The 7,520-nt window shown below is 61.2% G+C and carries 7 protein-coding genes; 2 read left to right on the forward strand and 5 right to left on the reverse strand.

The window, feature by feature from the left end; translation table 11 throughout:
- Nucleotides 1–204: 204 nt before the first annotated feature.
- Nucleotides 205–1,311 (forward strand): peptidylprolyl isomerase, encoded by a 1,107-nt coding sequence (locus NW820_RS08005; protein WP_414407183.1) that lies wholly within the window; start codon nucleotides 205–207, stop codon nucleotides 1,309–1,311.
- On the opposite strand, the gene NW820_RS08010 is transcribed toward NW820_RS08005, so the two are convergent.
- The 3 genes from NW820_RS08010 to NW820_RS08020 form a co-directional block, all read right to left on the reverse strand.
- The gene (locus NW820_RS08010; protein WP_414329709.1) at nucleotides 1,308–2,339 is read right to left on the reverse strand and encodes a succinate dehydrogenase/fumarate reductase iron-sulfur subunit; all 1,032 of its coding nucleotides are present in this window, start codon (nucleotides 2,337–2,339) and stop codon (nucleotides 1,308–1,310) included. The two genes, NW820_RS08005 and NW820_RS08010, sit on opposite strands and share 4 nt — an antisense overlap.
- Nucleotides 2,340–2,425: 86 nt before the next feature.
- Nucleotides 2,426–3,193: an MlaE family lipid ABC transporter permease subunit gene (locus tag NW820_RS08015; RefSeq protein WP_414342839.1), complete on the reverse strand. Its 768-nt coding sequence runs from the start codon at nucleotides 3,191–3,193 to the stop codon at nucleotides 2,426–2,428.
- Between the two features lie 10 nt (nucleotides 3,194–3,203).
- A complete protein-coding gene (locus tag NW820_RS08020; RefSeq protein WP_414407184.1) occupies nucleotides 3,204–3,866 on the reverse strand; it encodes a GerMN domain-containing protein in 663 nt (220 codons plus the stop codon).
- 189 nt (nucleotides 3,867–4,055) lie between these two features.
- Here NW820_RS08020 and atpD point away from each other — a divergent pair, with 189 nt between their 5' ends.
- Entirely contained in the window at nucleotides 4,056–5,489 is a 1,434-nt protein-coding gene (gene atpD, locus NW820_RS08025) for a F0F1 ATP synthase subunit beta (protein WP_414407185.1), read from the forward strand.
- A gap of 160 nt (nucleotides 5,490–5,649) precedes the next feature.
- Here atpD and rppA read toward each other — a convergent pair whose 3' ends face one another.
- Both rppA and rsmI read right to left on the reverse strand, forming a co-directional pair.
- A complete protein-coding gene (gene rppA, locus NW820_RS08030) occupies nucleotides 5,650–6,351 on the reverse strand; it encodes a two-component system response regulator RppA (protein WP_414407186.1) in 702 nt (233 codons plus the stop codon).
- 28 nt (nucleotides 6,352–6,379) lie between these two features.
- Nucleotides 6,380–7,369, reverse strand: coding sequence for a 16S rRNA (cytidine(1402)-2'-O)-methyltransferase (gene rsmI / locus NW820_RS08035; RefSeq protein WP_414407187.1), 990 nt, complete (start codon nucleotides 7,367–7,369; stop codon nucleotides 6,380–6,382).
- Nucleotides 7,370–7,520 lie beyond the last annotated feature (151 nt).

Here is a 7,520-nt window from a genome sequence, read left to right on the forward strand (position 1 = left end):
CTAGGTAGGAGAGCCGTGTAGCCATGCCCTTGGAGAAGTTGGTCCCGCTATTGCGGTCGCAAAAGCGTCGTGTAGCGATGACGGCTTTCCCCCAGGTGGAGTGAGCCAGTCGTGGAGATATCTATCGAGGTTTGACAGCGCTTGCCGCCTGTGACGGTGGGATGTCAGGCTGAGACAGGAGTGGTTTTGCAGTCGGTAGGAACCATGACGCAGCGTGCCCAAGGATTTTGGCAATGGGGATCCCTTTGCCGGATTGGCCTCTACGTAGCTGCTCTGCTCTGCGGGGTGGCGCTCTGGGGGATCCCGGCCTTGGCTCTGCCCCAGGGGGATGCCATCACGGATCCCCGTACCCTGTTGCGGCGGGCGTTGCCTATTCAGGAAACGAAGCTGCTGGAAATTGATGAGGCCATCTCCAAAATCGACACCGACCTGAAGTACAACCGCTGGTCAGCGGTGCGGGGAGATGTGCGCCAGGTGGAGCGGCTTCTGGATCGCTATGGAGATTCCCTGCTGGCCGGCTTGCCTCCGGATCGGGTGACCCCAGCCTCTGAACAGATGGCTGCGCTGCGGGAGCAGTTGCGGGTGATCGGCCAAGCCAGCGAGCGCAAATCCAAGGGTAAAGAAGAGGCCCGCGCTGCCTACGACCGTCTAGTGGACGAGTTGGGATCCCTCGAAAACAACTGGGTGGGGGCTTTCCCCTACACAGTGCCTGCTGAGTATGCCGACAAGCCTCAGCTCTTGGGGCGGGCAGAGGTGGAGCTAAACACCACCGCTGGGCGCATGGTGATCACCTTAGATGGCTACAGCGCCCCCATCACTGCCGGCAACTTTGCCGACCTGGTGCAGCGGGGCTTCTACGATGGCCTGACCTTTGACCGGGTGGAGACCTTCTTCCTGGCGCAGGCCGGGGATCCCCCTGGCCCTGCCGATGGCTATGTGGATCCGGCCACGGGCAAGGTTCGCACCATCCCCATGGAGATTCGCGCCAAAGGCGAGGTGATGCCCCGCTACGGCCAGACTTTTGATCAGATGGGCCTGTGGGATGTGGAACCGGCTCTGCCCTTTTCCGCCGAAGGGACGGTGGCCATGGCCCGCTATCCCGACGATCCCAACAGCGCCTCTTCTCAGTTCTTCATCTTTATGGCTGAGCCGGATCTCACCCCGGCGGGGTTAAACCTCATGGATGGCCGCTATGCCGTGTTCGGGTACGTTACAGAGGGAACGGAGGTGCTGCGCCACATCAAAGTGGGGGATCGGATTTTGAGTGCCAGATTGATTTCCGGCCAAGACAACCTCAAAACTGGAGCCTAGAGGGGATCCCTTCCTTCCTGCCTAACTGTGTCGATAAGCCGCCGTACCGTCGCCGCCCCTGCAGAGGGCTGGAAGCGAAAGGGAAATTTGCCCCTGGCCAACAGGCGCAGACCCAAAGGCACCAAGCTGAGCAGCCCTTTGGGATCCCGGCCCACCACCTGCAGGGCAAAGCGGCGCTCATCTATCCAACCACCGGAGCGCACCAGTTGCACCAGAGTCTTGCGGTGGCGGATGGCTATGGGCAAGGACTCCGTCCGAATAGCGCGAACAGCGTGCGATGGGGAACGGTCGGTGGGCAGAGCAGCGGTCTTGTCTGCATGGCGGGAGAGGATCCCCTGTTTGAGTTCGGTGATTTGATCCAGAGGTGCCACGCCCATCGGGCAGACGCTGTTGCAGTTCCAGCAGCGGGTACAGCCCCAGACACCAGCCAAGCTATCCAGAGCCTGCAGGCGTTGTTCCCGTTGGCTGTCGCGGCTGTCTTGGACGAGGCGGTTGGCTCTGGCCAGAGCATGGGGGCCGACAAACTCTGGGTTCACCTCTTTGGCATTGCAATCGGAATAGCAGGCTCCGCAGAGAATACAGCCACCGGCAGCGTTGAGATGCTCCCGTTCGGCAGGCAGCTGTAAAAACTCTCGCTCCGGGATGCGTCGCCCCGCCGTGCTGACAAAGGGATCCACCCGGCTGAGATCGTTCCAGAAGGGCTGCATATCCACCACCAGATCCCGCAGAACGGGCAGGTTTCCCAGAGGGCCGATGCGAATAGGCTGCGGCTGGGGGCTGCGGGGATCCAGCTCTTCGCCCACATGTCGGCCACAAGCCAAGGCTGCCCTACCGTTGATGCGCATGGCGCAACTGCCACAGATGGTGTTGCGGCAGTTTTTGCGGAAGGCCAAGCTGCCATCCTGCTCCCACTTGATCTGGTTGAGGCAATCGAGAATGGTGGCGCCAGGGGATGTCTCCAGCCAGAAGGACTGCCAGCGGGGCGGCTCCGGCGGCAACTGTCGGAAAATCTGAAATTCTACTCGCAAAGTGCTCTGCACCGCTGAAGGGAAAGGGGATCCCATCCTAGCTCTCTCCCTATTGCTCCGCAACGCTAACGGGACAGCAGAAGTGGCTACAACGCGCGGCTGAGGGCGCTCCCCGGCCCCTGAAACAACAGCCAAGAAATAAGGAAGTTGGTGACAAACACGCCCAGCAGCGCCGTAACCACTGCATCGGTGGTGGAGCGACCCACCCCCTTGGCCCCTCCGCTGGTGGAAAGGCCCCAGTTGGAGCCGACAATGGCGATCAAAGACCCAAACACCATCGCCTTAAAACAACAGACGAGCAAATCCCAGGAGCTCAGAAGGGTTTGCGCCGAGTTGAGAAACACTGCAGGAGAGATGTTGTAGGCCGAAGCGCAGATGATCATCCCCCCCACCAGCCCCGTCAGCAGGGAGAGGATGGTGAGCACCGGCAGCATCAGCCCCGCAGCCAGCACCCGCGGGATCACCAGATAATCCACCGGATCGGTGCGCAACAACAGCAGAGCGTCGATCTGCTCCGTGACCTTCATGGTGCCCAGCTCGGCGGCAAAGGCGGATCCCACCCGTCCGGCCAAGATCACCGCCGTCACCACCGGTGTCAGCTCGCGGGCAAGGGCAATCGCCAAAACCCCCCCAATTAGGGAGGAAGCGCCAAAGTTGATGAACTCCCGCGCCAACTGGATGGTGAAAACGCCGCTGATCACCACCGCCGTAATCAAAACAATCAGCAGCGACTCCAGACCCACCGCCGAAAGCTGATCCAGGGTGTTGCGGCGATGGATACGGCCCCGCATCAGATGCAAAATCACCTGACCGGTCAGGAGAAAACTGCTGCCCACCCGCTGCAACCAGCTCATGGTTTCCGTCTCAAGAAGCCGTTATCGCTAGGCGACGCTTTGGCGACCCCGTTAGGGGGGCGGAGTCCTTCGGGGTTGCCGGCTCCGCTGGCAGCTGAAAGCTGGGCACAAACGAGGCCCGTGTCAGGGGTTGATCCAGGATCAGCCCCTCTCCCCCCAACACCTCTAGGGCACGGCCTTCCACCGAGATCCAAACCCGGGCGCCGGGGTTTTGGCTGGTGGCCGTGTAGAGCACCTGCGCAATCCGGCTCATCATCGCCGTGGATCCCCCCCCTTGCGTGAATTCGGGGGAGAAGTTGAGGAAAATATCGTCGCCCTCCACCCGCACATCCAACACCCGCGTCTGGGGGGGAATGGCCGTGGTGAGGTGGGGATCCCGGGGGCCGGCAATCAGCTCCTCCAAGGCCAGGCGGATGGCTTCTTGAGTGTCAAAGGCGCGAACCCTGCGCTCCTGCTGCACGTAGTCAATAGAGTTGTCAGCACTGGTCAGCCAATACAGGGAAAGGGTTTGCCGGGGCCCGATGCTGTACCACCAAGCTCCCCCCATCACCCCTAACCCCAGCAAGAAGCCAAGGATCCCCAATTGCAGGGCCCGGCCGCGACGTGGGCAGCGACGCCGTCCTCCCAACCTAACGGAGCTGAGCTGTGCAATACGGCCTCCGTAGTGGCTCATCGCTGGCAACCCCCTGTCTTACCTAGCTCTAGGGTAGCGAAGAAAAGCCCTCCCTGCCGGGGATCCCCCATAGGCTGGACAGGCAAAAGTGCGGCAGCAACTGGGATCCCTTTATTTGTATGATGATAATGATTTACACCCGGCATTGCTGAGTCGATAACTGAGCACACAAGGAGCTGAGCCTCAATCATGGTTACTGCCACCGCTACTGCCACCAATGTTGGCTACATCACTCAGGTCATTGGGCCTGTGATCGACGCCGAGTTTCCCAGCGGCAAGCTGCCCGAAATCTACAATGCCCTCAAGGTGGAGGGCACAACCGAAAGCGGCCTGAAGGTTAACGTCACCTTTGAGGTGCAGCAGCTTTTGGGGGATAACCGCGTGCGTGCGGTGGCCATGTCCTCGACCGACGGCCTGGTGCGGGGCATGCCGGTGGTGGATACGGGCGCTCCGATTACTGTGCCGGTCGGGCAGCCCACCCTGGGGCGCATTTTCAATGTGCTGGGAGAGCCGGTTGACCAAGGAGAGCCCGTTCAAGCCCAAGAATTTGCCCCCATCCACCGCAGTGCGCCTCCACTTGTCGATTTGACGATTAAGCCAGAGCCCTTTGAAACCGGCATCAAGGTGATTGACCTGCTGGCCCCCTTCAAAAAGGGGGGCAAGGTGGGCCTGTTTGGCGGTGCCGGCGTCGGCAAGACAGTGCTCATCCAGGAGCTGATCCACAACATCGCTGAGGAGCACTCTGGCCTATCGGTGTTTGCGGGCGTGGGAGAGCGCACCCGCGAGGGCAATGACCTCTACAACGAGATGAAAGAATCCGGTGTGCTGGACAAAGTGGCGCTGGTCTATGGCCAGATGAACGAGCCACCGGGTGCCCGCATGCGGGTTGGCCTGACTGCCCTGACCATGGCAGAGTACTTCCGCGACGTTAACAAGCAGGACGTGCTGCTGTTCATCGACAATATCTTCCGCTTTGTGCAGGCCGGGTCGGAAGTGTCGGCGCTGTTGGGCCGCATGCCCTCGGCGGTGGGTTACCAGCCCACCTTGGCTACCGAAATGGGCAACCTGCAAGAGCGCATCACCTCTACCAAGCAGGGATCCATCACCTCGGTGCAGGCGGTGTATGTGCCTGCTGACGACTTGACGGATCCGGCCCCGGCCACCACCTTTGCCCACCTCGACTCGACGGTGGTATTGTCCCGCAGCTTGGCAGCCAAGGGTATCTATCCGGCGGTGGATCCCCTGGATTCCTCTTCCACCATCCTGCAGGCGGACATTGTGGGCGAAGAGCACTACAACACCGCCCGGGCAGTGAAGCAAACGCTGCAGCGCTACAAAGAGCTGCAAGATATCATCGCCATCCTGGGGCTGGACGAGCTGTCGGAAGAGGACAAGCTGGTGGTGGCCCGCGCCCGCCGCATCGAGCGTTTCCTGTCCCAGCCGTTCTTCGTGGCGGAGGTATTCACCGGCTCCCCCGGCAAGTATGTGAAATTGGCAGACACCATCAAGGGCTTCCAGCGCATTTTGTCGGGAGAACTGGACGATCTGCCGGAGCAAGCCTTCTACTTGGTGGGCACCATCGAAGAGGCCATCGAGAAAGCGGAGAAGCTCAAGTCCAAGTGAGCCCCAAGCGCTCCTGCCCCTCTCCTCTTGGGAGAGGGGAGCTGTGAATCCCAGCAAGCTGTTGGGAAGGGCCCCGTTGGGTCGCTTGCTTGGGGTTTGCTGCTGTTCGGGACAGCTACAGCTTGCGGGACTGTAGGATGGGCCTCTTCTGGGCCTCTTCCTAGGGATTCTCGGCAACAGGCCCAAAGCGATAGCCCTTGCCGTAGACGGCGTGGATCAATTCTGCTGCCCCGGGCAACCTGAGGCGTCGCCGCAGCAGGCGCACCTGGGCTGCTAAGACGTTGCTGCTGGGGGGATCCTCTCCGGCCCACACCTGCTCGTAGATCTGGTCGTGGGTGAGCAACTGGCCGGGATGGGTCATGAAGTACTCCAGCAGGCGAAACTCTTTTTGGGAGAGGTGGATCATCCGCCCCTGCCGGTAGGCCACCTGGTTCTCCCGATCCAGCTCCAAATCCCCTATCTGTAGGCGAGGGATCCCTTCTCCAGGGCCGGTGGCCCGCCGCAAGAGGGCTCGCACCCGCGCCAGCAGTTCCCGCAGCTCAAACGGCTTTACCAAGTAATCATCTGCCCCGGCATCCAGCCCTTCCACCCGGTCGTCTAGGGTATCTTTGGCCGTCAGAAACAGGATAGGGGTGGTGCAATCCACCTGCCGCACCCGCTGGCAGAGGGAAAGCCCAGAGAGCTCCGGCAACATCCAATCCAAGACCAGCAGATCGTAGGGCAGAGCGGGGGACTTTTGCAGCAGCTCCCAGGCCCGCCCTCCTGTGTAGGCGACGTCCACCGTGTAGCCCTCTCGCCTCAATTGCTGGGCCAGAGAATCGGCCAACTCCACTTCATCGTCCACCAACAAAATCCGTGCCATAGGACTCCGTCCCGCTAACGCGAACGCCTCAGGACTCAGTCTCGCCGTCGTCTTGGAAACAATGTGGAGCGCTGACGTACTCAGAAAAGGACTCCGTCCCGCCAGAACTGGAGAGCGGCTCAAGCTGCAAGGATAGATTGTAAAGGCGGCGCCGCGTCCAGATGGGGGATCCCTGCAGACGCTGGGCCAACCGGCGGCTGGCTGCAGACCGGGACAGGCCTTCGGCCAGCAATCGGGCCATTTCTTGACGAATTTCCGCTTCCGATTCACTGTCTCCCCGCCCATTCAAGGACTCCGTCCCGCCTCTGACAGGGTTAGGGCTGGGAACGGCACCCACATATCCCTCAAGCAAGAGGGTGAACTCCCCCCGCGGCGGCTGGGCGGCGCAGTGCTCCAGAGCTGCTGCCAGGGATCCCCGCCAGAAGGACTCATACAGCTTGGTCAGCTCCCGCGCCAGCACGATCTGCCGCTCTGGGCCGCAGTGATCCAGCAGATCCTGCAGAGTTTGGCGCAGGCGATGGGGGGCTTCATAGAGAACGACGGTGCGCTCTTCTTGGGCCAACTGTTGCAGGCGGGCCTGTCGCTGACTGGGTTTAAGCGGCAAAAATCCCTCGAACACGAATCGTCCTGTAGGCAGGCCCGAAGCGGTCAAGGCGGCAACAGCAGCTACCGGCCCCGGCACAGGGATCACCGGGATCCCGGCCTGAATGCAGGCGCGCACCAACTCTTCTCCCGGATCGGAGATGGCAGGAGTGCCGGCATCGCTGATCAGGGCCACCGACTGGCCCGCCGACAGATACTTCAGGAGTTGCGGGATCCGTTGGGCAGCGTTGTGCTCGTGATAGCTGATGAGGCGGGCGGAGATTTGAAAATGTTTAAGAAGCTGGCCGGAGTGGCGAGTATCTTCTGCCGCCACCCAGTCCACTTCCCGCAAAACCCGCAGCGCCCGCAGGGTGATGTCTTCGCGGTTGCCGATGGGGGTAGCCACCAAATAAAGGCTGGCGGTGGGGTGTTCCATCCCGAGCTCCAAGGCTGAGCTGCCGATAACCAGACAATAGCCAATTAGAGCAATTAGAGATCGCCTCGGATCCCCAGATTAACCTCTCTTGGCCGGTGCCCCGATACCCAAGCATCTGCCTTTCGCGGTAGCGGGACGGAGTCCTTTCGCG

This window comes from Synechococcus sp. R55.7 (assembly GCF_047461955.1).
Classification (GTDB): Bacteria; Cyanobacteriota; Cyanobacteriia; order Thermostichales; family Thermostichaceae; genus Thermostichus.

Excerpts from the sequence above, each read along its gene's own strand:
- NW820_RS08005 (WP_414407183.1), top strand. The coding sequence starts at position 205 with ATGACGCAGCGTGCCCAAGGATTTTGGCAATGGGGATCCCTTTGCCGG.
- NW820_RS08015 (WP_414342839.1), bottom strand. The coding sequence starts at position 3,193 with ATGAGCTGGTTGCAGCGGGTGGGCAGCAGTTTTCTCCTGACCGGTCAG.
- NW820_RS08020 (WP_414407184.1), bottom strand. The coding sequence starts at position 3,866 with ATGAGCCACTACGGAGGCCGTATTGCACAGCTCAGCTCCGTTAGGTTG.
- atpD (WP_414407185.1), top strand. The coding sequence starts at position 4,056 with ATGGTTACTGCCACCGCTACTGCCACCAATGTTGGCTACATCACTCAG.
- rppA (WP_414407186.1), bottom strand. The coding sequence starts at position 6,351 with ATGGCACGGATTTTGTTGGTGGACGATGAAGTGGAGTTGGCCGATTCT.
- rsmI (WP_414407187.1), bottom strand. The coding sequence starts at position 7,369 with ATGGAACACCCCACCGCCAGCCTTTATTTGGTGGCTACCCCCATCGGC.